General features: G+C 64.6%; 8 protein-coding genes. 6 read left to right on the top strand and 2 right to left on the bottom strand.

Annotated features, from left to right (window positions below):
• Positions 1-221 precede the first annotated feature (221 nt).
• The 3 genes from K8U03_09855 (at position 222) to K8U03_09845 (ending at position 4989) form a co-directional block, all read left to right on the top strand.
• Complete coding sequence (locus K8U03_09855; protein MCE9605190.1) at positions 222-1745, top strand: HlyD family efflux transporter periplasmic adaptor subunit; 1524 nt, start codon at positions 222-224, stop codon at positions 1743-1745.
• A gap of 76 nt (positions 1746-1821) precedes the next feature.
• Entirely contained in the window at positions 1822-2745 is a 924-nt protein-coding gene (locus K8U03_09850) for an HlyD family efflux transporter periplasmic adaptor subunit (GenBank protein MCE9605189.1), read from the top strand.
• A gap of 3 nt (positions 2746-2748) precedes the next feature.
• Entirely contained in the window at positions 2749-4989 is a 2241-nt protein-coding gene (locus K8U03_09845; GenBank protein ID MCE9605188.1) for a hypothetical protein, read from the top strand.
• A gap of 30 nt (positions 4990-5019) precedes the next feature.
• On the opposite strand, the gene K8U03_09840 is transcribed toward K8U03_09845, so the two are convergent.
• Positions 5020-6003, bottom strand: coding sequence for a hypothetical protein (locus K8U03_09840; protein ID MCE9605187.1), 984 nt, complete (start codon positions 6001-6003; stop codon positions 5020-5022).
• A gap of 1090 nt (positions 6004-7093) precedes the next feature.
• Here K8U03_09840 and K8U03_09835 point away from each other — a divergent pair.
• From K8U03_09835 to K8U03_09825, 3 genes are read left to right on the top strand one after another with little or no spacing between them, the layout of a single operon-like run.
• Positions 7094-13939, top strand: coding sequence for a tandem-95 repeat protein (locus tag K8U03_09835; GenBank protein ID MCE9605186.1), 6846 nt, complete (start codon positions 7094-7096; stop codon positions 13937-13939).
• Positions 13936-19224: a protein kinase gene (locus K8U03_09830; GenBank protein ID MCE9605185.1), complete on the top strand. Its 5289-nt coding sequence runs from the start codon at positions 13936-13938 to the stop codon at positions 19222-19224. The genes K8U03_09835 and K8U03_09830 overlap by 4 nt, the downstream gene beginning before the upstream one ends.
• Before the next feature lie 30 nt (positions 19225-19254).
• A complete protein-coding gene (locus K8U03_09825) occupies positions 19255-20355 on the top strand; it encodes a serine/threonine protein kinase (protein MCE9605184.1) in 1101 nt (366 codons plus the stop codon).
• Positions 20356-20371: 16 nt separating this feature from the next.
• Here K8U03_09825 and K8U03_09820 read toward each other — a convergent pair whose 3' ends face one another.
• The gene (locus tag K8U03_09820) at positions 20372-25432 is read right to left on the bottom strand and encodes a VWA domain-containing protein (protein ID MCE9605183.1); all 5061 of its coding nucleotides are present in this window, start codon (positions 25430-25432) and stop codon (positions 20372-20374) included.
• Positions 25433-25481: the final 49 nt, after the last annotated feature.

Here is a 25481-nt window from a genome sequence, read left to right as displayed (position 1 = left end):
ATGGGATAAATTCGGCGAGCCGCTACAATCGGCATGAGCGGTTTTTTCGACGCAATCGGAAAAAGCGGCATTCTTCACGCTGTTTGCGCCGCTTTCCCCTTTTCTTGTCCGGAGGCGTAGGGAAAGAGATCGAGTTTCCGACGCCGGCGGTGGTGCGAAGACCTGGAAAGCGGGAAGAAGTCGCCCGCAATGCCGGCGCGTCGTGTGGGTATAATCGAGCCATGCATAGGTCCGAAGTTCCGCCGCCGCAGCTCGCCCCGCACGCCGAATGGTTTGATTTCCTCGCTCGAATTCATGCGAGCTTGGATCTCGACGACGTCGCCTCGGCGATCGTCAACGAGCTGCGCCGCCTCCTCGCGTGCGATCGGGTCGGGCTCGCGCTCGTCTCGCGCGGTCGCGCCAAGCTGATCGCCGCGAGCGGACAAGAGTCGTTCGATCGGCGCTCGAACGTCGCCCGAGCTTGGGAAGATTTTACGGAAGCGGTCGCGGCCTTAGGCGAACCGCTTTGGTACGACGAAACTCCGGTGAGTCGCGCGCCGCAGATCGAAACGGCGCTGCAACACTTGCTCGATGTTTCCCCCGCGCGCTTCTGCGCAGTCGTGCCGTTGCGAGCGTCGAAGCCGGCCGCCGGCGAAGCGGAAGCGCGGCCGGGCGAACGCTTGCCCGACCATGTCGGTTGGCTGATCGTCGAACGCTTCGAGCAAGCATCGGGCATAGCGACGGCATCGCCGGCCATGTTGCGCGAGCGGTTGTCGATGATCGCGCCGCATGTCGGAGCCGCGCTCGACAACTCCGGACAATACGAACGACTGCCGCTGCGGCGCGTCGGGGAGCAGCTACGGAATGTCGCCCGCGGGCGGTTCGCTTCGCGCTGGTGGAAGTGGGGTGCGATTCCGCTCGCGCTCGTCGCGGCCTCGCTGCTGATTCCCGCCGAGCTGAAGATCGAAGCCCGCGGCAAGTTGCAACCGGCGCGGCGGCGCAATGTCTTCGCGCCGGTCGATGGGATCGTGACTTCGGTGCGCGTTCGCCACGGCACCGACGTCGGTGCGGAGGAAACGCTCCTTACGCTGCACAGCCCGGAACTCGATTTCGAGCTGACGCGCGTCTCGGGCGAAATTCAAACTTCGGAGAAGCGGCTCGCTTCGGTGCAAGCGACCCGCTTGCGCGGCTCGCCGGCCGGGACGAGCGATACGAGCGAGCGGTTTCGTCTCACGGCGGAAGAAGAAGAGATGAAGCAGCAACTCATCGGGCTTCGCGAACAACACGCCGAGCTGCTGCGACAACGCCAAGCGCTGGTCGTGACGAGTCCGCTCGCGGGCCAAGTGCTGACGTGGGACGTCGAGCAATCGCTCGCCGCAAGACCGGTGCGGAAGGGGCAACTCTTGCTTTCGATCGGCGACGTGGCCGGTCCTTGGGAGCTGGAGTTGCTGGTGCCCGACGATCGGATCGGCTACGTCCATGAAGCGCAGCGCGAGCAGAAGACGCCGCTCGAAGTGGAGTTCGTTTCCGCTGCTGCGCCGCAAACGACGTACACGGCGCAGGTTCGTGAAACGGCCCGGCGGAGCGAAGCCCCCGTCGACGGCGAGGCGACCGTGCGGGTGACGGCCGACATCGGCGCGATGCCGCGCGACGAGCTCCGGCCCGGTGCTGCGGTCGTGGCGAAGTTGCGTTGCGGCGAGACGTCGCTGGCCCGCAGTTGGTTGCTCGATTTGATTCATGTCGTCCGGACGCAGCTATTGTTCTGATCCGTGTCGCAGTAGGCTGGTAGGACGTTCGCGGCGTTGCGAACGCGGGAGCGGAGTTGAATTCCGGAGGGTCGTCATGAGGTCATCCGTTCGACATCTGCTCGCGATCTCGCTGTTGGCAGCGCAGGGCCTATTCGCCGCGCGCGCCGAAGCCGACGAAGCGCAGCCGTCGCAGTTGCGCATCGCCGACGCCTTAGTGACGTTGATCGAACAGGCCGAGATTCCCGCGCGCGATGCCGGCTTGCTGACGGAACTGAAGGTCAACGAAGGGGACGTCGTTAAGAAAGGGCAAATCGTCGGCAAGGTCGACGACGAAGACGCGCGACTCGCGCTCGCGAAAGCCGCGGCCGAAGTGAAGATCGCCGCGACGACCGCCGCGAACGATGTGAAGGTGCGCTTCGCCGACAAAGCCGCGAAGGTCGCGATGTCGGAATTGAAGCGCTCGCAGGTGTCGATGGAAAGAGTCGAGCGGAGCATCTCGAAGACCGAGCTCGAGAAATTGCAACTCGAAGCCGAACGAGGCGAGCTGTCCGTCGAGGAAGCGCAACACGATCTGCAAGTGGCCCGCCAGACGCGCGACTTGAAGCAAGCGGAGCTCGCCGTCGCGCAGCAAGTCGTCGATCGACGGCAGATCATGTCGCCGCTCGACGGCGTAGTCGTGCAGCTGCATCGTCGGCGAGGGGAATGGGTCAAGCCGGGAGATCCCGTGTTGCGCGTCGTCCGGATCGATCGGATGCGGGCCGAGGCGTTCGTGCCCGCCGGTCAGGCGGTCGGAAGTTGGACGGGACGCAGCGTGCGGTTCATTGCCGACTCGGCCGGCGTCGAGCGCGCGCCGTTCGTCGGCAAGCTCGTGTTCGTCAGTCCCGAGATCGATCCGGTGAACGGGCAGATTCGGGTCTGGGCGGAGATCGAAAACCGGAACCACGAGCTTCGCCCCGGCGAACGGGGAACGCTGGAGCTCGCGCCGCCGACCGCTGCGAGCGCGGTGAAAGGGTCGTAATCCATGGCGACGTTCGCCGTCGGCGGAAACTCGCGAGCCTGGCCGCTCCGTCGTCGGCGCGATCTCGAAGTGCGCGCGTTGCGCTACGAACGACGACGCGTGTGGGGCTTGAAAGATCCCGTCGCGATGCGCTACTTCCAGTTGGAAGAAGAAGAGTTTTGGATCTTCGAGCGCCTCGACGGCCGGCTCGGGCTCCTGCAGATTCAAGCGGAGTTCGAGGCGGCGTTCGCACCGAAACGGCTCAGCCTCGACATGCTGCAAGGCTTCGTGCGGCAATTGCACGGCGAAGGGTTGATTCTTTCCGATGCGCCGGGGCAGGGGGAAGTGCTCACGACGCGCCGCGCCGCCGCACGCCGCAACGAGCGCCGTTCGACTTGGCTGAACCCGTTGATGATTCGCTTTCGCGGGTTCGACCCGGAGCAAACGCTGCGGCGGATTTATCCGGAAGTCCGCGCGTTGCTTTCGCCCGTCGCGCTGACAGGCTACGGGCTCTTGATCCTCGGCGCGCTCGTGCTGGTGTTTACGCATTGGCGCGAATTGATCGCGCGCTTGCCGACGCAACAAGACTTCTTTCAACCGCAGAACGCGCTCTGGTTCGCCGCGGCCATCGGGCTTACGAAGCTGCTGCATGAGATCGGCCACGCGCTGGTCTGCAAGCATTTCGGCGGCGAATGCCATGAGATGGGAGTGATGCTGTTCTTGTTCACGCCGAGCTTGTATTGCAACGTGAGCGATGTGTGGATGCTCGCGGATAAACGGTCGCGCATGGCCGTGAGCGCGGCGGGGATCGGAGTCGAGCTCGTGATCGCGGCCGGGGCGACGTTTCTCTGGTGGTTCAGCGAGCCGGGAGGCTTTCATACCTTGTGCCTCGCGCTGATGTTCGTCTGCACCGTGAACACGCTCATGCTTAACGGCAATCCGTTGATGCGCTACGACGGCTATCACGTGTTGGCCGACTTCGTCGAGATCCCGCACTTGGCGCAAGAGGGGGGCGACGTGTGGCGGCGCTGGGCCGAACGGCTCTGGTTCGGCGACGATCCGCGGCGGCGCGACTTGCGAGGCAACGAGCATGCGCCGTTGCGCACCGTCGCGCTCGCTGCGTATTCGCTCGCGTCGACCCTCTTTCTGTGGTTCGTCATGTTCGGCGCGTTGCGGATCTTAAACGCTTGGGCCGCGACGTACGGTCTGCAACTCGCGGCGCAGCTCGTTACGGTGCTCTCCGTCGTCGGGTTGGCGATGTCGCCGGCGATGCGTATCGGTCGCCGCTTGGCCGAGCCGAGCTCGCGCAGTTTGTTTCGGCAGCCGAGGTTTTGGCTGGTCAGCTTACTCGTCGTCGGGATCATTGCCACGGCATTGGCGATCCCTCTGCCGCGGTCGATCGAAGTCGACGGCATCTTAAGGCCGGCGGGGGCCGAGACGGTGTACGTGACGCAGCCCGGCACGTTGGAGTCGATCGTGCCGTCGGGCAACGTGCGCGCGGGAGATACGATCGCGGTGCTGCGCGACGCCGCGTTACGGCGCGAAGTGTTGAAGTTGGAAAGCGAGCGCCGACGACTCGCGGCGGCATTGCGCAACTTGGAGCTACGGCAACAGGCCGACCCGAGCGTCAAGGTCGATCTGCCGACGGCGCGGCAAGCGCTCGTCGATGCCGAACGGCAACTGGCCCAGCGCACAAGTGATGAAGAACGCCTAACGCTCAAAGCCCCCATTGCAGGGACGATCATTCCCGCGCGGCGCAAAATCAATGAGCAAGCCGATCCGCGCGTGTTGAACGATTGGAGCGGAGCCGTTTCGGCGCGGGAAAACCTCGGAGCGACGCTCGAAGCCGGTGCGCCGATTTGTCTTGTCGGAGATCCGCGCCGCGTCGAAGCGACGGCGATCATCGATCAAGCCGATGTGCTGGCGATTCGGCCGGGCTGCAAAGTCGAGCTGTTGATCGAGGCGGGCAACGGCGGCCGAAGCGGCGCGACGACCCTTGCTGGGACCGTGTTATACGGCACTGTGCGTGAAGTCGCGCAGCGCGAATGGGAGCCCGAGGATGAAGCGCTCGCGCTCGGTCGGACGGAGCAGGGGCGCGGGGCACGCGACGGCGCGACGACGAAGTATCAGGTGCAGATCGAGATCGACGGGCCGGTCGACGACGCGACGTTCGACACGCTCGTGCCGACGAAGATTCACGTCGATCCCGAATCGCTCGCGGCGACGCTTGCGCGGCGGCTCGCGCAGACGTTTCGTTTCGAGTAGCGAGCCGGCGCGGTTTATGCCGCCTCTCGTTTACGGCATCGCGTAGTTGAAGCCGAGCACGACGAGCGCTTCGGCCATGACGCCGCGCACGCGATCGCGCCAGGTGAGCCGATCGCTCGGGACGTTGACGCCGTTGCCGGTGTACATCGGGCGCGACGGAGGTTGCGCACCCATTTTGTAGGGGAGAATCGGAATCGTGCCGAAGAAGTGCGCTGCGGAAAGGCCCGGCTGCAGCAAACCGATCGTCCGACCGTTGCGCTCCAGGCCGCGCTCTTCGAAGTAGAGCGGGCGATAGGTGAAGTCGGGAGCGCGGGGCGTCGAATAGAACGGCGCACTGACCTGCGGGGCTTGATCCGGCGGGGCGAGGAGTTGGGTTTCGTTGCCATGCGTCAGCTTCGCGAAGTTGCGGGGCATTTCCCCTTTGGGAAGCGCGATCGAAGTCGTCGCTGCGCCGATGCCCGTGAGCGGCGGAGGAACGAACGGCGCGAGCTCTTCGGTGCCGGCCGGAGGGGGAACGAGTTCCGAGGCTTGCGGAGGAACGATGATCGGCGGCGCGGCATTGCGCTGCGGCTCGGTTTGCTGCGGTTCGGGCGGTTGTTGCATGGCGACGAGCGGCGCGATCGGTTGCGCTGCTGCATCGCTGACGATCGAGTCGAGCGGCACGATCGTCGCGCGGGGAAGTTCCGGCGGCGCTTCGAGCAATTGCGGAGCTTGGGCGCCAGGGAGCGGCGCTACCGGAGCGCTGGTCGAGCGGGTAGTGTTCGGACGCGGAATGTTCTGCGGCAGGTACGAAGTCTTTCCGGTCGACGCGCGGCGAGGGGCAGCCGCGACGACCGGCTGCTTCGCGACCGGCTGCTTGGGGCTCTGCTTCCCGTCGTTCCGCTGCGCATCGCGCTCGTAGTTCTTAAAGGCCGAGAGCTCGCCGGCCGTCGAGCACGAAAAGCAACTCGCCGCGCCGCCGAGCAAGGTCAGCAGCGCGAGCAGCGTTCGTCGGCGACGGAAGAACGGGGTCATGAGGCTTTCCGACAGGGAAGAACGGACGGTCCGAACTGATCGAGCCGAGGGCCGTTCGTACCGATTGTTTCGGCGCGGATGTTCGAGAGCTATCAGAGAAATGCTTCCAGTCCGAATAGGCGGTAGCTGCGCTAGAACCGGCGTGAGCAACACATCCGCTAGGAGCCGTACGACAAGAACCCCGCCGCAGAGATCGGGGGCACGATTGCAGCGCTCCGGCTGCGCTTCCGACAGGCTCACGGCAGCGGTTGGAGAAGAGATGCCGGTCGCTCGGCGGCGCGGCGGATTGTCGGCTCGGAACGACCGATACAACAGATGCAGGTGTCGAGGTCGGCGGAGAAGGAGCGTGTTTGCGACTTAAGTCGTTATAACTAAGCGGTTTGAAAGCGGTTCGCAGGACTATAATTATCTTACCTTGCCGGATATTCCGATCGCGTAAAATGGAGGGGCTTGCGCCGCGGAGTCGGGCCTGCCGCGACTCACGTGCGCTTCAGGGTCTCTACGTTCTAGTGAACGAGTAAAGTCCTATGCCGCTTTCAGATTGGGTCCGCAGGCTGTTTCGCTCGAAGCCGAGCCGCGGACAGGAGGCCGCTCGTCGACCGGACGACTTCGTGCAACTCCGCGTCCGACGGATGGAAGAGCGGCGTGTCTTCGCCGTCTCCGCGGTCACGGCGGGAACGAGCAGCCCGGTAAACGAAGGCTCGCTCTTCTCGCTTAGCGGGGCGAGCTATCAAGACAACGCCGCAGGGTTGAATAAGAACCACACGATCACGGTCGATTGGGGAGACGGAACGCAGTCGAGCACGTCGAACGGCACGTTGGCGACTTCGGAACCGACCGCTGCGAACACGAACACCACGATCGTCGGTTCGCACGTGTATGCGAACAACCAAGTCGGCCATTACAACGTGCGGATCACGGTCGTCGGGGCGGATGCATCGACGCTGACCTCGGCCGCGATGCAGGTGGTCGTCAACAACGTCGCGCCGACGGCCAACGCGCATGGGCCCTACACGACCGGCGCGAACGCCATGGTGACGCTCACCGGCACCGCGACCGATGTGGGCATCAACGACACGCTCACCTACAGTTGGGATCTCGACGACAACGGAACGTTCGAGACGCTTGGCCCGTCACCGATTTTCGACGGCTCGCCATCGCCGACGTCGCCCGACCGAAAGGAACGGCTACGGGTGCGATCGCGTTCACGATCGGCGATACGGAAACTGCGCCGGGCTCGCTGACGCTGAGCGCGGCTTCGTCGAACACCGGAGTCGTTACGAACGTGCCGGGGAGTTTTACGTTCGGCGGCTCCGGAGCCAATCGAACTCTCATCGTCACGCCGGTCGCTAACGGGGTCGGCACGACGACGATTACGATCACGGTGACGGACGGCAACGGCGAAACCGCGCTGCGGGCTTTCCAAGTGCGCTTCAACGCCCCGCCGACGGTAACGCCGACCGTGGCGAACCTCACGTACGATGAACAAGAAGGACCGAAACTGCTCGATGGCGCGGTCCAGGTCGCCGACACCGATGGCGCCGGAACGTTGACCGGCGCGACCGTCACCCTCACGATTCTCGATACCGGTGCGGAAGACCTGCTCTTTACCGATCAGGGGACCATCCTCGGTTCTTCGAGTATCAACGCCGGCACGCTCACGCTGACGCTCAGCGGAACCGCGACGCTGGCGCAATACCAGACGGCGCTCCGCTCGATTCAGTATCAGAACACGAGCGAGAATCCGTCGGCCGCGAATCGGACGATCGGCTTTCAGGTGAACGATGGGTTGAACCTGAGCGCCATCGGAACGCGGACGTTGGTCGTCGCGGCCGTGAACGACGCTCCGGTGCTCGCGGGGGCGATCGACTTCACGGCGATCAATGAAGACGTGACTTCGGGTGCGAACACGGGAACGCTCGTCAGCGCGTTGATCGCGGGGCAGATCACCGATGCGGACGGCACGGGCGTGGCGAAGGGGATCGCGGTCACCGGGGCGACGACTACGAACGGCACGTGGGAATACCGCACGACCAACGCCGGAACGTGGACGGCGTTCGGCGCGCTCTCCGACTCAACCGCTTTGCTGCTGCTCTCCAACAGCGAGATGCGCGTGCGGTTCGTGCCGAACTTGAACTTCAACGGCACGGTAACTCCCGGCCTTACGTTCCGCGCCTGGGACACGACGAGCGGCACGGCCGGCACCACGGCCGATGCCTCGACCAACGGCGACGCGACGGCTTTCAGCGTCGATACCGCGTCGGCAAGCATCACGGTCAACGCCGTGAACGACGCGCCGGATCTGACCGGCGTGAACAACTTAACCGCCATCGATGAAGATGTGACCACGGCGGCGAATACGGGGACGCTGGTGAGCGCGCTGATCGCCGGTCAGGTGACCGATGCGGACGGCGTGGGAGTGGCGAAAGGAATCGCCGTCACGGGGACGACGACCACGAACGGCACCTGGGAATATCGGACGACGAACGCCGGGACTTGGACGACGTTCGGCTCCGTCTCCGATACCACGGCACGGCTGTTATTGGCCGACGCTGAGATGCGGGTCCGGTTCGTGCCGAACTTGAACTACAACGGCACCGTAACTCCCGGCCTGACGTTCCGTGCCTGGGACGCCACGACCGGCACGGCCGGCGGCATAGGAAACGCCTCGACGAACGGCAACGCGACGGCCTTCAGCTCCACGACCGCGTCGGCGAGCATCTTGGTCAACGCCGTGAACGATCTGCCGGTCGTGACCACGACCGGCGGCACGACCGCTTACGTGGAAGGGGATACGGCGCTCGTCATCGACGCAGGCATTACCCTCGTCGACGTCGACGACACCGATCTGCAATCGGCCACGGTGACCATCACGAACTATGCCGGTGTCGAAGACCAGCTCGTCTTCGCGAATAACTTCGGCATCACCGGAGGTTATAGCGCGGGGACGCTTACGTTGACCGGGCCGACGACCAAGGCGAACTTCCTGCTTGCGCTCCGCTCGGTGAAGTATCACAACGGAAGCGATAAGCCGACCGAAGGCGACCGAACGATTTCCTTCACGCTCAACGACGGCGACGGCAACGGACCGGCGGCGACGAAAACCGTCTCGGTCGCGGCCGTGAACGACGTGCCGGTGCTTTCGCCGACCGGGCCCGATCTGATCTATCAGAAGAACGACGGTGAGAAGGTGATCGATGCGACGATCACGATCACCGATCCCGACAACGATTTTCTTTACGGCGCAGTCATTACGCTGACGAACCGGAAGACGAACGACTCGCTGACGTTCACGAATCAAAACGGTATCTCCGGCGTCGCCACGGCTCCCGGCTCGACGTACGTCATTACGCTCAGCGGAACGGCGACGCGAGCGGAGTACGAAGCCGCGTTGCAATCGGTCAAATTTCAAAACTCGGGTGGAACGCCGAATACGGCCGACCGCATCGTCACGTTCGGCGTCAGCGACCGGGCGATTGACAAGGTCATCGACAGCGTGCTCGTCTCGCGCACGATCCAAGTCGGGCCGAATCAGGTCCCCGTGGTTTCCATCCCGAATCCTCCGATCGTTTATACCGAGGGAGACGGTTCGGTGGCGATTGCTTCCGGGATTACGACGGTCACCGACGGCGACGACCCCAACATCAAGGGAGCGACGATTTCGCTGACGTTGCCGCCCCTTGTCACGAACGAAGACGTGCTCGAATTCACGAACACGCCTGAAATCACGGGCGCTTTGTCGACGGCCGGCGGCAAACTCATTCTGACGCTCACCGGCAATGCGACCAAAGACCAATACAGAGACGCGATCAAATCGATCACCTATCGCAACACGAGCGACAAGCCGCAAACGCAGAATCGCACCCTGACGTTCACCGTTACCGATGGCGAAGATACGAGCGCCGCCGATACGCGCACGATCACGATTACGGCCGTGAACGACGCCCCGATTCTGACGGGCACGAACAATTTGACGGCCATCAACGAAGACGTGACCACGGGTGCGAATACCGGGACGTTGGTCAGCGCGCTCATCTCCGGCACCAACGTAACCGATCCGGACGGCGCAAGCGTGGCGAAGGGAATCGCCGTGACGGGAACGACGAGCGCGAACGGCACCTGGGAATATCGCACGACGAACGCCGGAACCTGGACGGCGTTCGGCGTCGTTTCCGATGCCGCGGCTCGGCTGTTGCTGGCCGACAGCGAGATGCGGGTGCGGTTCGTGCCGAACGCGAACTTCAACGGCGTCATCACTCCCGGCCTCACGTTCCGCGCCTGGGACGCGACGACCGGCACGCCGGGCGGGGTCGGCGTGGCAACGCTCAACGGCGGCACGACGGCCTACAGCGTCGACACCGCTTCGGCGAGCATCACGGTCAACGCCGTGAACGACGCGCCGGTTCTGGCGGGGGCGAACAACTTAACGGCCATCGACGAAGACGTAACCACGGCGGCAAATACGGGAACGCTCGTCAGCGCGTTGATCGCCGGACAGGTGAGCGATATCGACGGCGTGGGAGTGGCGAAGGGGATCGCGGTCACAGGTGCGACGACTACGAATGGCACTTGGGAATTTCGCACGACGGACGCCGGAACTTGGACGGCGTTCGGCTCGGTCTCCGATGCCGCGGCTCGGCTGTTGCTATCCGACAGCGAGATGCGGGTGCGATTCGTACCGAACTTGAACTACAACGGCACCGTGACTCCCGGCCTCACGTTCCGTGCCTGGGACACCACGAGCGGCACGGCCGGCGGCGTAGGAGACGCCTCGGCCACCGGCGGCACGACGGCTTACAGCACCGCTGCTTTTTCGGCGAGCGTTACGGTCAACCCCATCAACGACGCTCCGGTTCTCACAGGCGCGAACAGCTTAACGGCGATCAACGAAGACGTGACCTCGGCCGCGAACACGGGGACGCTGGTCAGCGCGTTGATCTCCGGCCAAGTGACCGACGCGGACGGCGTAGGCGTAGCGAAAGGGATCGCGGTTACCGGTGCGACGACCACGAACGGCAGTTGGGAATACCGCACGACGAACGCCGGAACATGGACGGCATTCGGCGCCCTCTCCGACTCCACGGCTCTCCTCTTGCTGTCGGATAGCGAGATGCGGGTCCGGTTCGTGCCGAACTTGAACTTCAACGGCACCGTGACCCCCGGCCTCACGTTCCGCGCGTGGGACACGACGAGCGGCACCGCCGGCAACACGGCCGATGCCTCGACCAACGGCGGCACGACTGCGTTCAGCATCGCGACGGCGTCGGCGAGCATTCTCGTTAACTCCGTGAACGACGCGCCGGTAGTGACGACCACCGGCATCGCGACGATCTATAACGAGAACGCCGCGCCGGTCGTCATCGATTCGGGCGTCTCCGTGAGCGATGTCGACGTCGGCGCAACGGTCTCTTCGGCGACGATTAAAATCAGGCCTGACACCTATGCGGGAATTCAAGATCAGTTGTCGTTCGTAAACCAGAACGGCATCAGCGGAATTTACAGCGCGGGGACGCTCACGCTGACCGGTACGACGAGCATCGCGAACTATATTCTAGCGCTGCAATCGATCACGTATTCCAACACGAGCCAAAATCCGACCGGCGGCGATCGGACGATCGTGTTTACGGTGAACGACGGCTTTGTCGACAGCGCCGCGGCGTCGCAGATCGTGACGGTCAACCCGATCAACGATGCGCCGACGATCTCGTATCCGCCCCCGACGAGCATCACGATTCTGCAAACCGTGACGAGCGGAACCTTTGCGTTTACGATCGGCGACGTCGACAACGATCCCGCCACGTTGACGATGATCGGCACGTCGAACGCTCAGGGGATCATCGCCGACGGCGGCATCGTCTTCGGCGGCAGCGGCACATCGCGCAACGTGAAGTTTACGCCGGTCGGGGGCGCTTTCGGCCACGTCGAGATCACGCTGACCGTTCGAGACGCGTCGGGTGCGACCAACTTCGTTAAGCTGAACGTGGACGTAAACAACCCCCCGTCGTTCGTCACGGCGCCGAGCGGCTCGACGATCAATGAAGATGCCGGCGGTGTGGCCTTCGTCGTCTCCGTCACCGACGCCGAAACGGCGCCGAATCTCGGGATGTTGGACGTGACCGCGACGTCGAACAATCAGACGCTCGTCAAAGACTCCGACATCTTCGTCTACAATTTCAACGGTCCGTCGAGCGGAGCTCGCACGATCCTCGCTCTGACCGCGCCGAACCTTTCGGGCGACGTCATTATCACGATCAAGGTGAAGGATCCCGGCGGCTCGTTCGTCACGACCGACTACCTACTCCACATCAATCCGGTGAACGATCAACCGACGGCCGCCGCCGGACTAGGGATCACGACGCTCGAAGATACTCCGAAGGCGGTTGTGTTGGCGGGCAACGACGGCGACGACGACTTTGTCCAAACGCTGACCTACACCATCATCAATCCGCCCGTGCATGGCGTTCTCGAGTTCGTCTCGAACGGCAATTACAAGTATAGGCCCGCCGCAAATTACGCCGGGACCGATTCGTTTACGTTCGTCGTCACCGACGACGCCACGGCCGGCGGCGGCCCGCTCACGAGCAGCCTCGCGATCTTCTCGATCACGGTCGATCCGGTTGCCGATGCCCCGACGTTTCCCGTCGGATTCACGATCTCGGGCAAAGAGAACACCCCCTTCGCATCCGGCCTCGTAATCTCTCTGACCGACACGGACGGCTCCGAAGAGATCACGTCGGTTAAGATCGAAGGGGTCATACCGCAGGTTCAACTGCGCGGGTCCGACGGCGTGACGTTGATCGCGCCGACCGCGACCGACATGAGCGGCATCAAGACCTACGTGCTCACTTGGGCCCAATTCCTCGGGATGACGATCTACGCCGACGACAACCTCGATACGAAGTTCAAGATCACGGCGACGTCGACCGAAGTCGGAACCGCGCTAGGCTACACCTACCGCAACGCGTCGACCGTGAAGGACATCGACGTCGACGTGATCAACGTTCCTCCGGAGATCACCAAGCTGTTCGCCTCGAACGTCGATGCCGCCGCGTCGACGTCGTTGACGAGCGTCATCAACGACGCTCCGAAGGATTACTTCAGCGTCTTGATCACCTGGGGGATCTCGAAGACCGGCTTCCCGCAACAGACCTTCCTGCCGCACGTGCTGCCGGGCACGGCTCTCGCGCAGGCGTTTACGTTCCTCATCGCTCCGGATCCGAGCAATGCGGCGGCCCCGATCAAAATCGAAGTGACGGCGATCGACAAAGACGGCGGCGTGTCGACGAGCGACGTGACGATCGAAGTTCCCGGCACCGGCATTCCGACCCCGATCGTGCGCGATTTGGGAATCATCGACACCCCTTCGTTGTTGCGCGCGTACATCATTCCGGAAACGCCCGAAGTGCGCACGACCATCCCGACCGCACCGACGGCGATCAACGATCGTCGGGCCGTCGCGCAGCAGGTGGCGGCCGTCGAGCGCACGGTCGAGTTGCGCAAAGTGTCGCGCGGCGTCGAGGCGTCGACCGGATACAGGCTGAAGCTGGCCGTGCTCGACGATCTCCCCGAGTTCCTAAAAACGCTTCCGGACGGGCACTATCGGCTGTACTTAAAGGAAAACGATTTCACGATGCCGCGCATGCTGGCCGACGTGATCATGTTCCGCGGGCTCGCCGTTTCTCCCGGCGATCTGCAAGCCGATCGTCCGCCGAAGCAGTTCCGCCTGCCTTCCTCCGAAGTGCAGAACGTGCCGCCGATCGCAAAGACTCCCGCCGCGACGGACAACTCCTCCAACGCATCGCCGGAAGAGCGCGACGGCGCGGGCCCGGGCATCGTCGGGCCGAACCTGTCGGTGCCGCCGCAGGGTGTGCGCGGTGTCGGTTCTCCCGCCGCTTCGACTCCCGAATTCAATGAGCTGCGAGGTCCCGTTCCGTGATGCGGAAATGCGCCTCCTGCGGCCGTGAACTGGGCGCCGCCTTCGCGACGTCGCCGGTCTGCCCCTGTTGCGATGGGCTGATCGCCGGCGGTACGCGCAAACGGAAAGGCCCGCCACCCCCGCCCGAGGTGCAGCCGTCGCTCATCGATACGTTCGAGCGCATCGTCGCTCGCGCGGCCGAAGCGGCGCTCGCCGCACCGGCGACCCCTGCCGTCGGCGCACAAGAGGGCGCGCTCGGTGCCACGGCATACGTCGGCCCGGGCGGCGTCATGCCCGTCGCGGCTCATCCCGTCGAGATCACGGGCACCCTGATGGTGTCGTCGAAGGATTTCGAGTCGCTCGGCGGATCGCTCGTCGCACAGCCTGCCGCAGCTACTTCGCCTGAAGCCGCTTCGCCCGATGTTGTTTCGCCTCCTTCAGCCTCGCCGCCCGAGGTCGTAGCGGCGACGGCTCCGCCGGCGCCTGCCGCCGCCCCGCCGCCGCCGGAAGTCGATCATTACAAGACGACCGACCGAAGTCTCGGTGCCACGGACGCGAAGCGCGAAAGCCCGACGCAGTTGCTGAATACGCAAACGTTTTCTGCGCCGCTCCAACTTCCCGAAGACGAGATCGCTCTGCCGTCTTCACTCATCGGCTCGGGCCCGAAGCTCGATCCGGCCGACGTCGCGCGGATGAGCGATCTCTGGTCGGGCACCGTCACCGGCTCGGCCCATAAGCGAAAGACGCTTCAAGCCGCCGATGAAGTGGAAGAAATTCCATCGCTGATGGTCGGCCGGCGCGTGCTGCAAGCCATCAGCGGCGGCCGCGCGGCCGATGCCGACTATCAGCTGCTCGACATGATCGGAGAAGGCGGGATCGGCGTCGTCTATGCGGCGCGGCAAGCCTCGATCGATCGCACGGTCGCCGTGAAGATGTTGAAGTCGGACAAGACGACCGACCAACATCAGCGCGCGAAGTTTCTTTCCGAAGCGGTCATCACGGGCGAGCTCGACCATCCGAACATCGTGCCGATCTACGATCTCGGCTCCAGTCAGCAAGGCTCTTACTTCTATTCGATGAAGCGGGTCGTCGGCACGCCGTGGAACAAAGTGCTCGCGAAGAAGTCGCTCGCGGAGAACATCGAAATCTTGATGAAGGTGGCCGACGCCGTCGCCTTCGCCCACTCGCGCAGCGTCGTCCATCGCGATTTGAAGCCCGAAAACGTGATGCTCGGCAACTACGGCGAAGTGCTGCTCATGGACTGGGGGCTCGCGCTGCTCACTGCCGAGTCGCGCAAGATCAGCGTCGCCGCTTACGATCCCGGCATGGGAGGCACCCCGGCCTACATGGCTCCCGAGATGGCGACCGGCCCGATTGCGCATATCGACGCCCGCAGCGATGTGTATCTACTCGGCGCGATCTTGTTCGAGATCGTCGTCGGCCGGCCGCCGCATACGGGCCCGAACGTGATGGGCTGCTTGTTCGCGGCGGCGCGCAACGAGATCGTGCCGACGGATCACGACGGCGAATTGATCAAGATCGCGCGGCGCTCGATGGCGTCGTCGCGGGAAGAACGCCCGGCGACGGTGAAGGACTTCCAAAACGAGATTCGCGAGTACCAATCGCACGCCGAGAGCATCGTGCTCGCGGTGCGAGCGCAAGAAGATCTGACGCGCGCGAGCGAGTCGAAAGACTATCAAGACTTCGCCCGCGCGCTGTTCGGGTTTCAGCAAGCGCTCGGCTTGTGGAGCGGCAGCGAACAAGCGCAGGCGGGGGTCCGCGCGACGAAGGAAGCTTACGCCGAGGCGGCGGTCACGAAGGCCGACTTCGATCTCGCTCTTTCGCTGCTCGACGCCGGCGACTTGCGCGACGACGACATTCGCATCCGCGCCACGGCCGGCCGCGACGAACGGGAACAACGTCAGCAGCGCCTCACCGCCGCGAAGCGTATGGCGATCGGGCTGGCGGCGCTCGTGATCGTCGTCGTAACCGGCGCGTTCTTTCAGATCAATCGCGATCGCAAGCTCGCTCTGATCGCCGAACAAACGGCCAAAGCCGATCGTCAGCTTGCCGTCGATGCGGAAGCACTAGCGCAAACCGCCGCCGACACGGCAACGACCGAAGCCGGTAAGGCTCGCACCGCGGAAACTCTCGCCACCCAACGCCTCAACGACGCCACGCTCGCCGAGCAGCGTGCGCGCGAAGCGGCCGCGCTGGCGAAAACGGCCGAAGCTGCGGCTATCAAAGCCGCGGCCGACGCCAAAGCGGCACAGACGGCCAAGACCTACGAAGCGTATGTCGCACGAATCGGACTCGCGGCGGCGAAGATCGAGGAAAACTCGTTCGGCACCGCCGAAGCCTTGCTCGATCAATGCGAGGCGAGCCTACGCCGGTGGGAATGGGGTCGGTTGATGTACCTCTGCGGGCAAAACAAACAGACGTTCCGCACCGTCGGCCCGATCGATTGCGTCGCGTTCTCGCCCGACGGCAAACGTTTCGCCGCCGGGAGTTGGGACAACAGCGTGCGCATCTGGTCGGTCGAAGGCTCGGCGCCGCCGACCGTCATCCGTTACGGTTCCAAATACGTGCATGCCGTCGCTTTTTCTCCGAACGGAAAAGACATCGCGATCGGCGGTAGCGATCCCGACGCTTATGTGCAGATTCGCGATGCCGCTACCGGCGAGTTGAAGCGGACGTTCTCGGGCCACGAAGACGGCGTGCTCGGCGTCGCTTTCTCGCGCGACGGGCTGCGCTTGCTCACCTGTTCCTACGACAAAACCGCACGGCTGTGGGAAATCGAAACCAAGAAACAGCTCCATATCTTTCAAGGGCATAACTGGTGGGTCTGGTCCGCGGCGTTTGCCCCGCCTCTCGGTCCCGATGTTCCCGAAACGCGCATCGTCACCGCCGGCCAAGACGGCAACGCGTTCGTTTGGGATATCGAAACGGAGAAACCGAGCGAGCCGTTCAGGGGCCACGAAGGCCCGGTCTACGCGGCGGCCTTTTCGCCCGACGGCAAGTATGTCGCTACGGCCGGAGACGACAAGCGCGTGATGCTTTGGGACCCGGCCGATATTCGCGCTTTCGACTTCGAGAAACTGATCGACAAAAAGCCGCAAATTCCAGTGAAGTTCGACGCGCTCCAGGGGCACGATGCCGCCGTCCGCTCGGTCGGCTTCTCCGCCGATGGTTTGCGCATCGTCAGCGCCGGGAACGATAACACAGTCAAAGTGTGGGACGCTAAGAATCGTCGGCTCGAAAAGACACTCCGCGGCCATGCCGGTTGGATCCGATCGTGCGTCTTATCCGCCGACGGCAAGCGGCTTCTCTCGGGGAGCCACGATCGGAGCGCGATCCTCTGGGACTTCGATAAGTACGCCGAAGAAAAAGTGCTCGGCAAGCTCGTCTTGCATAAGCATTCCGACGCCGTGCTGCATGCCGAGTTCTCGCCCGACGATCAGCGCATCGTCACCGGCGGCCGCGACCACACGGCCCGCGTTTGGAACGTCGCCGATGGGTCGTCGATGCAAATCTCCGAAGGGCATTCGTTCTTGGTCTCGCAGGCCGCGTTTATTCCGAACCTGCCGGGCATGGACGATGAGCACCCGCAGGGGCGCGTCGTGACGGCGGGCATCGACAACACGGCGCGCATTTGGGACGTCGCGCGCGGCGTCGAGATTTTGCGCTTGAAACCCGCCGGCCGAGCCGGAGCCCTCTCGGCCTCGCGCGACGGCTCGGTCGTGCTGACCGGCAACGAGCAGGATGGGGCCACGTTGTGGTACGCCGAGACGGGGGAAAATTTGTTCCGACTCGCCAACCGCGGCGATGAAATCGTGTGGACCGCCTTCTCGGCCGACGACTTGCAACTTTTCACCGGCGACTCCGGCGGGCGATGTTGCCTGTGGAGCCGGGCCGACGGCAGCCTGCTGCGCGAACTCTCCTCGCATACCGATCGAATCACCGGCGCCGTCTTCTCGGACGACGGCAAGCTACTGCTCACTTCTTCGGCCGACAATTCCGTCGAGCAGTGGGACTTGGTTACGGGCCGGCCGCTGCGCGATCGGATCTTGAAGCATCCGCAGGCCGTGTCGTCGCTCGCCGCAACCGCCGACGGTCGAACGGCCGTCACCGGTTGCAACGACGGCAAGGTCCGCGTGTGGGACGTCCAGTCGGCCCGAGTCTTGCACGAGTTGCGCACGGAGAAGTCGCCGCAGTTGGTCGCTTTGTCGCACGACGAACGTCGGATCGTTTCGACGGATGCCGTGCGCCGCACGGTCCGCATGTTCGATCTCAAAACCGGCGACGAGATTCCTTCGCCGGCCGCGGGCAACGAACGGCTTGCCCAAGCCGCTCCCTTTTTGGATCTCGAGGCGCGCGACTTTTTGGTTTGGTGCGCGATGTTTTCCGAAGACGACAAAAGCCTGCTCACCGTCGGCGGCGACGGTGCCAGGCTATGGGATGCCGCGACCGCCGCGGAGTTGAAAAGCTTCAGCCCGCAAGGAGCGGTCGCTTCGGTGGGATTCTCTCCCGATAAAGACGGCGCGCGCGTCGTGACCGGCAGCTGGGATCAATCGGCGAAGATTTGGGATTCCGTCACCGGCCTCGCCATCCGGCGTCTGGCGGCGGCCGGCACGGGCAACGTCAATTCCGTTCGCTTCTCGTCCGACGGCAAGCAAGTGCTCACCGCTTCGGAAGACGGCCAGGCCCGCCTCTGGAACGCCGAGACCGGAGAGCTCGAAGGGAAGTCGTTCGCTCAGGTAGGGGCGATGTACGTCGCCGAGTTCGCCGCCGACGGCAAGCGCATCATTACCGGCGGCGAAGAGATTACCGCGCACCGCTGGGTCGTCGCCGACGGCCGACAGTTGCCTCCGCTGGAAGGGCACACGATGGCGGTTCGCGCCGTGGCCGTATCGAAAGACGGCAGGTTCATCGCCACCGGCAGCGAAGACACTACGGCGATCGTGTGGAATGCCGAAACCGGCGAAAACTTATATGTGCTTCGAGGGCACACGGCCGGCGTGACATCGGTCGCGTTTACCGTCGACGGCGAACGAGTGCTTACCGGTTCGCAAGATAACCTCGCCAAGCTCTGGGACACGACCACCGGCAAGGAAATCCTAACGTTGAAGGAACATAAGCAAGCGGTCTCCAGCACGACCTTCTCGCACGACGGACTGAACGCGCTCACGACCGGCAGAGACGGCAGGGCGATTATTTGGCCGGCCGTCGATTGGGGAGGGGGCAAGAACGACAAATCACCGCTTGCACCGGACGCGAAGACGCCGCAAACTAGCGGCCGGCCGTAAACGCGTCGGGATCTCTCGGATCATTCGTTCATGCTCGCACTCGGAACCTTGTTCGCCGGCCGATACCGCATCGATCAGGAGATCGGTCGCGGCTCGTTCGGCATCGTCTATCGCGTGCTCGATTGCGAGACGGAGCGGAGCGTCGCTCTGAAGGTGCTGCTGCCGGAAGCCGATGCCGACCCGACGCTCCGCCATCGCCTGCGGCGCGAGGCGAAGCTCGCCAACGAGATGCGGAGCACGCATTGCATCCGCGTGCTCGACGTGGCGGAAACCGGCGAAGGGCGAACGTACGTCGTGATGGAGCTGCTCGCAGGGGAGGAGCTTACGCTCCGCATGGCGCGCGAAGGACGCGTCGCTCCGGCCGCGGCCGTGGAGATCGCGAGCCAGGTCTTAGAGGCGGTCGGTGAGGCGCACGAGCTCGGCGTCGTTCATCGCGATCTCAAGCCGCATAATATTTTTCTGTGCGGCGGCAACGGCGCGCCGCTCGACGTCAAAGTGCTCGACTTCGGCATCGCGAAAGTCGCCGGACGTGCCGACGGCGGCGGCCTCTCCGAATCGGCCCGCCTCACGGTACACGGCAACGTGCTCGGCACGCCGACCTATATGAGCCCCGAGCAATGCCGCGGCGATTTCCCCGCGCCGACGTCGGACATTTATTCGCTGGGGGTCGTGCTCTACGAAATGCTCGCGGGAAAGCCCCCGTTCGACGACCCGAATCCGGTGCAAGTGTTGGTGAAGCACAACACGGAAGCGGTGCCGCCGCTGCCGAGCGACGTCGCGCGGCTGCCGATCGGCGCGGCCACGTTGAGGGCCTTGGAGAAAGATCCCGAGCTTCGTTTTCAATCGGCCGCGGAGTTCGCCGCCGCGCTGTCGGCGATGCCGCCGGGGCAAGCTGGCGAATCGACTCCGCAGCCCGAGGCGAAGTCCGATCCGGCGAAGAATCCCGAGGCCGGCGCCCCGACGACGATCGCCGTCCGCCTCTCGACGATCATGCGCGGCTGGAACGGCGACGACGACTCCTCCGCGTCGGGCCCTGTCCGCCGCGGCCCGAGCCGGGCGGTGCTGATCGGCGTGTGCGTGCTGCTGGCCCTGGTCGTCGCGATCGCGGTCGCCTTGAAGGGCGGCTCGTAGTAAGCGGCCCGCGCGGTTAGCGCACGCCGGTCGCGGCGTCGAGCGGCAGGGTCTCGCCGGCGCCGAAGATGTCGACCGTCAGCGATCGGTTTTCGATGCGCCAGGCTCCGTCGCGCGTGGCGTTGCGCGTCGTGAACGTGATGCGCGAGGCGGCGGAGTCGAGCACCTTCCGCGCCGTGTCCGGGTCGAACCAGTAGGAATGGATCGCCACGCGATGCTTCGCGTCGAACCGACGCACGATCCGTTTCGGGAGCAGCGACTTCTCGGTCTCCAAGAGGACCTTGAGCGCGCCGACTCCCGGCGAGGCCGGACCATGCTCTTCGATGATCTTGATCTCGTAAGGCGTGTCGCCGTCGATCCGCTCGGGAAGCTGCACGCGGAACGTCGCGCCGTCGACGAGCGCGATCGGGGTGCCGGTGAGAAACCGCGCGCGGTCTTCGACGATTTCGCGCAGCGGCGTCGCTCCGCCCGGCTCGGTCGGCGAATACTTGCACCAGACTTGCACCTTCGCCTGCGCGCTGCCGGCCGGCCAACGATCGGCCGTCCAGGTCTCGACGGGCACCGGCGTGCCGAGCGTGTAGTTGCGATCGTAGAAAATATAGGTCGGCAGCGGTTCGGTTTCGTTCTTCGCACCGTTCTTCGTCGTCGGCGTGATCTCGATCCACATCTCGGTCGGCCGGCGCGTGAAGTACGAATCGGCGTCTTGCACCGAGATCGGAAACTCGACCCCCGCCGCGATGCGCCGCGGTCGATGAGCGCGCACCGTCAGACGTAGCCGCTCGTTGTCGTTCACCAACAGGTCTTCGACCGGGACCCCTTGGTCGTAGGCTCGGGCCGAGATCTCGCCGCCGCGCGAGGCATAGAGCTGCAACGCCTCCCCCCCTTCGAGCAAGACTTGCCGCGAGGTCGCTTCGAAGCGGACCGTGTAGTCGGCCGGTTGTTTGCGCAGGCCGGAGACCGTGACCGGGCTGTTGAGCTTCGTCGCCGCTTGGTTGCCGAGCGCGGCCGCGCCCGACGGGTCGACTTCGTAACTGCCGAGGCCGAGCCGCTCGCGCAGCGTCGTCAACAGATCGCGACCGTTGCCGATCGGGAAGTACCGGCCTTGCGTTCGTCGGGCCAGCTCGGTGAACTCGCGCTCGGCCGCGGCATCGCCGGCCTGAGCCGTGCCGAAGCCGAGAATATAGATCGGCACGTTCTTCCCTTGCCAGCTCGTTGCGACATCGTTGAGCGTGCGATGCGCCGGTGCCGCCACGCCGCCGCCGGCCGGAGTGAATTGGTAGTTTGCGCCATCGGTGATCACGACGATGCTCTTGTCCGTATCTCCCTTGTCGGCGTCGAAATCGCGCAGCGCATCTTGCAGCGAAAGAAACAGCGGCGACTGTCCCCACGGCTTCACGCTCTTCAAACGCGACGTCACCAAGCCCGCCTCGACCGACGAGAACCGACCGAGCGGCAACACCAACTCCACGTCGGAGCTCGGGCTCACGTCGTCGGGGATCGAGCCCGCGTAGTCGTTTTGCGTGAGCATCTTCGAGAGTTGTTCTTTGGCCCAGCCGGCCCGATGCCCGAAGAAGCGGACACCGACGCGCGTATCGCCGCGGATCGCGAGCTGTTCCAAGAGCGATTCCAGCACGCTCTTGGCGATCTCGAGGCGCGGCAACTTCTGCGCGTCGATCAATTCGACCGGCATGTCGGTCGCCATGCTCGCCGAACAGTCGAGAATGAAAACGACCGACGATTGCTGCGGTCGGTCGCCGAAGAGCGTGACTTGCGCCGTGTCGGGCAGCGTCGGGACGAAGTCGACGACCACGCCCCCGAGCCCCGGCCGCATGAACGGCACCGTGTATTCGTTGCCGCGAAACATCGCGACCGCTTGGAAGGCCGAACCGAACGTCTCGGGCACCGACCCGGCCAGCCGTAACTCGGCCCCTTTGCCGGCGAGCGGCGTCTTCCATGGTTCCCGAACGAGCGGCAAGATCGTCTCGGCATTGCGGGCGAAGGCGGCTCCTTCGCCGGCGGGGAACGCCCCCTGGACGGCTGCCTGAGCGGAATCGTCTCCCGGTTCGATGTCGACCGTGAGCGTGATCGAATCGCCGGCGCCGTCGGGCAGCCCGGTCTCGACGGCGGCGACCGCTCCGCGACGACTCGCGAGCCGGCGCAAGTTCAAGAGACGACGCAAAGCGTCGAACTCCTTATCGACGGCCGACGTCGGCGGCAACAACTCGCGCGCGGCGGCGAGATGGTCGCTCGCCGCCGTATCGAAGAACGGCTTCGAGCGCTCGATCGCGCCGGGCTTGTCGCCGCCGGAGCCCCAGAAGTCGTCGAGCGTACGGCGACAATCCCACAGCAGGAGCTGCTGCATGTCGAAGCGCCGCAGCCGCGCGATCGGATCGACCGTCGGCATTGTGAACCAAATCGGTGCGGCGCTCCGTAGCGCTCGGGCCGTACGCGCGTATGCGACACGCGGTGCATCTCCCACGGCGGCATCGTCGGCCAGCGGCAACGTCGGCAGCAGTCGCAACCGTTCGCGGGCGAGCGTGCCGAGCCGTTCCACACGTTCGGCCGCCGCATGTTTTTCGTTCACGTCGCCGGCGGGCGGATCGGCCGGTTTCGTTCCAGCCGCTTCCGGTGTCTTCGACGGTTCGTCGAAGTCGAGGATCATCGCCAAAGGATGGGTCGGCCAACCGGAGATCCGCTCCGCGAAACCGATCGCGACCAGATCGCTCGCCGGCTTGTCGGCAGGTTTTGCGGCGGGTGCGGCATCTTCGAGCCCTGCGGCATGCAGGCGCACGGCCAGCTCGTTCGCCTTCTTCATTACGGCCGCTCGTTTATCAGCCGGCAACAGCGGAACGTCGAGCGCGGCTTGCAGTTCGCGGAGCGTTGCGCCGTCGGAGCCCGACTCGTTCAGGCGCTCTTCGACCGTGTTGCGAAAGTCGCGGTCGAGCGCCTCGAGTTCTTCTCCCACGATGCGGGCCGATTCCAAGAACGGCGGAGCATCGGTCGACGGCGTCGCGCTCCGTTCGTCGAGCAACTCGCCGAGCTTCTTCGCATTGCGAAACAGCGGCGCAAGACGCCCGTTGACGGGATCGTCGGGTGAGGGAGTCGCAGGTTTGTTGACCTTCGTTCCGTCGTTGCTTTTCTCACTCTCGACCTCGATGCGCTTCGTGAGCTTCAACCCGGGGCGCGAATACCACTCGGCCAGATACGGCGCCGCGGAGCAAGTCCGATCGTACGCGAGCAGGGCCGTTTCGATGCGAGGCCGGAGGCCCGAATTTGCAGCGCCGATCGCTTCGTAGAGCGCCAGCGGCGCGTCCCACGGGGCCGTTTCGGCGGCCTTGCGCGGACCGAGATAGTACCGATCTTCCGCCGCGCGACGTGCCGCGTCGGCCGCTTCGAGCGTCGGGCGGAGCCAGTAGTGGGCGCGGGCATCGCCGAAGATCGCGGTGCGCTCGGCGAGCTCGTAGAGCTGCAAACCTTTGCGAACCGAATCTCCTTGCTTCCACAGAGTCGAGGCTTCGTAGCGCCGCGCGAGCTTGATGAATTGCACTTCAGCCAGCTCGCGCACTTGCTCGGGTCGGGTTGATTTCAACCATATCGCTTCCAAGCTTTCGGGATCGTTCGCCGCGGTCGCGAGGTCGAGGCGTCCGCGCGTCGAAGCGATCGTGCCGGCGTCCAGCGTGCCGAAGTATTCGCAAAGCGGGAGCGAGTGGAGCTTGAAGTTCGCCGCAACGTCGTTGTCGGTCGGCGCGAGCAGCGCGGCCTTCGCCATCCCGTTTTCGCCGGCCGCGGTTTGCGTTGCGCGAGCCACGGAGATCGTGAGTCGTTCGCGGAGTTCGGCGTTCAACCGCTCGGCCGGCTCGCGATAGGCTTCGCCCGCCGAGGCCAGTTGTTCGAGCTGCAACAGGCGTTGTTCGAGCTCGCGCCATGCGAGCGGATCGGCCTGATAAGCGCGGGCCGCACGAAGCGCATCAAGCTTGCGCCAGAGTTCGGCGACGTCGTCGAGCGGGATCGTGTCTGCGGCGCGTCCGGCGGTCTCTTCACTTTCGAGCATCCGTTTCAACCCGGAGCGATCGAGCGACCAGGTTAGACGAAAGTCGGTGAGCGGCGTCTTTTCGTTCAACAGCAAGCGCGGCGTTTGCTCGACCCCGCGATTCTTCTTGGCCCAGCGCTCGACATACGACCCGACGTAGCGATGCAATTCCGCGATCGAAACCCGGCCGTTGCGGTTGCCGATTTTTTCGCCTCGTTCGCTTCGATCGGCCGCTCCGGCGAGCCCGAGGCGCACGGCGCGCCCGAAGGCCGAGCCGCGCAAATCGGCCGAGGCCCACGAGGTTTCATCGAGACCCGACGACGTGAGGACTTGCAGGTTCGGCACGTCGCCGCGCCCGACGAGTTCTTCGAGCCGTTCGACGAACGTATTGCGAACGAGTCCGAGATTCCAGTTCGTGCGAATCCGCGTGCAATCGAGGATGAGCACTTTGTTGACTTCGGCCGGCAGCTCCGAGCCGAGATGCCGGAGCAATTCATCGCAGGGAAGCCATTGTGCGGAGTTCAAAGGAGACGCGCCGGGAAGCAGCAGGCAGGGCATTCCCTTTTCGTCGACCAAGCCGTGCAGCGCGACGTAGAACAAGATCGATCCGTCGTTGCCGCGCGCGTGGCCGAGCTCGCGCAAGCGCCGATCGAGCTCGGCGAGCCCCGTCGACTTCGAGCGCCAAGCGGTCGAGGTATCGACTACGTGCAGGGTGCGGCCGTCGAGCTCTTCGAGACCGGCGATGTCTTCGCGAACCCAGGCGTTCGGCGGGACGGGCCAAGCATAGTCGGTCGCCGAGATCACGATGAGCGGCGTCTTGGCAGGCGAGAACAACAGCACGTAGACGAACAGGCCGAACAGCGCCAGCAGCAACAAGAGCATGACGAAAACGCGCCGCCCGGAGCTGCGCTTGACCGCGGCGACGCGCGTGGCTCGGGCCGCATCGCCGGCCCCTTGCCAACGGTGCTTGCGATCGTCGACGTACTCATCGCGCCGATCGCTCCAGCTCGGCGGCGGCGTCGGTTCTCGTGAAGAGTGGCTTGCCATAGCGAACCTTGCATCCTGAACTATGCGGGCCGCCGCTGCGGCAACGCAT

This window comes from Planctomycetia bacterium, assembly GCA_021413845.1.
In the GTDB taxonomy this organism is placed as follows: Bacteria; Planctomycetota; Planctomycetia; order Pirellulales; family PNKZ01; genus PNKZ01.
This window is presented reverse-complemented; position numbering and strand designations above follow the sequence as displayed.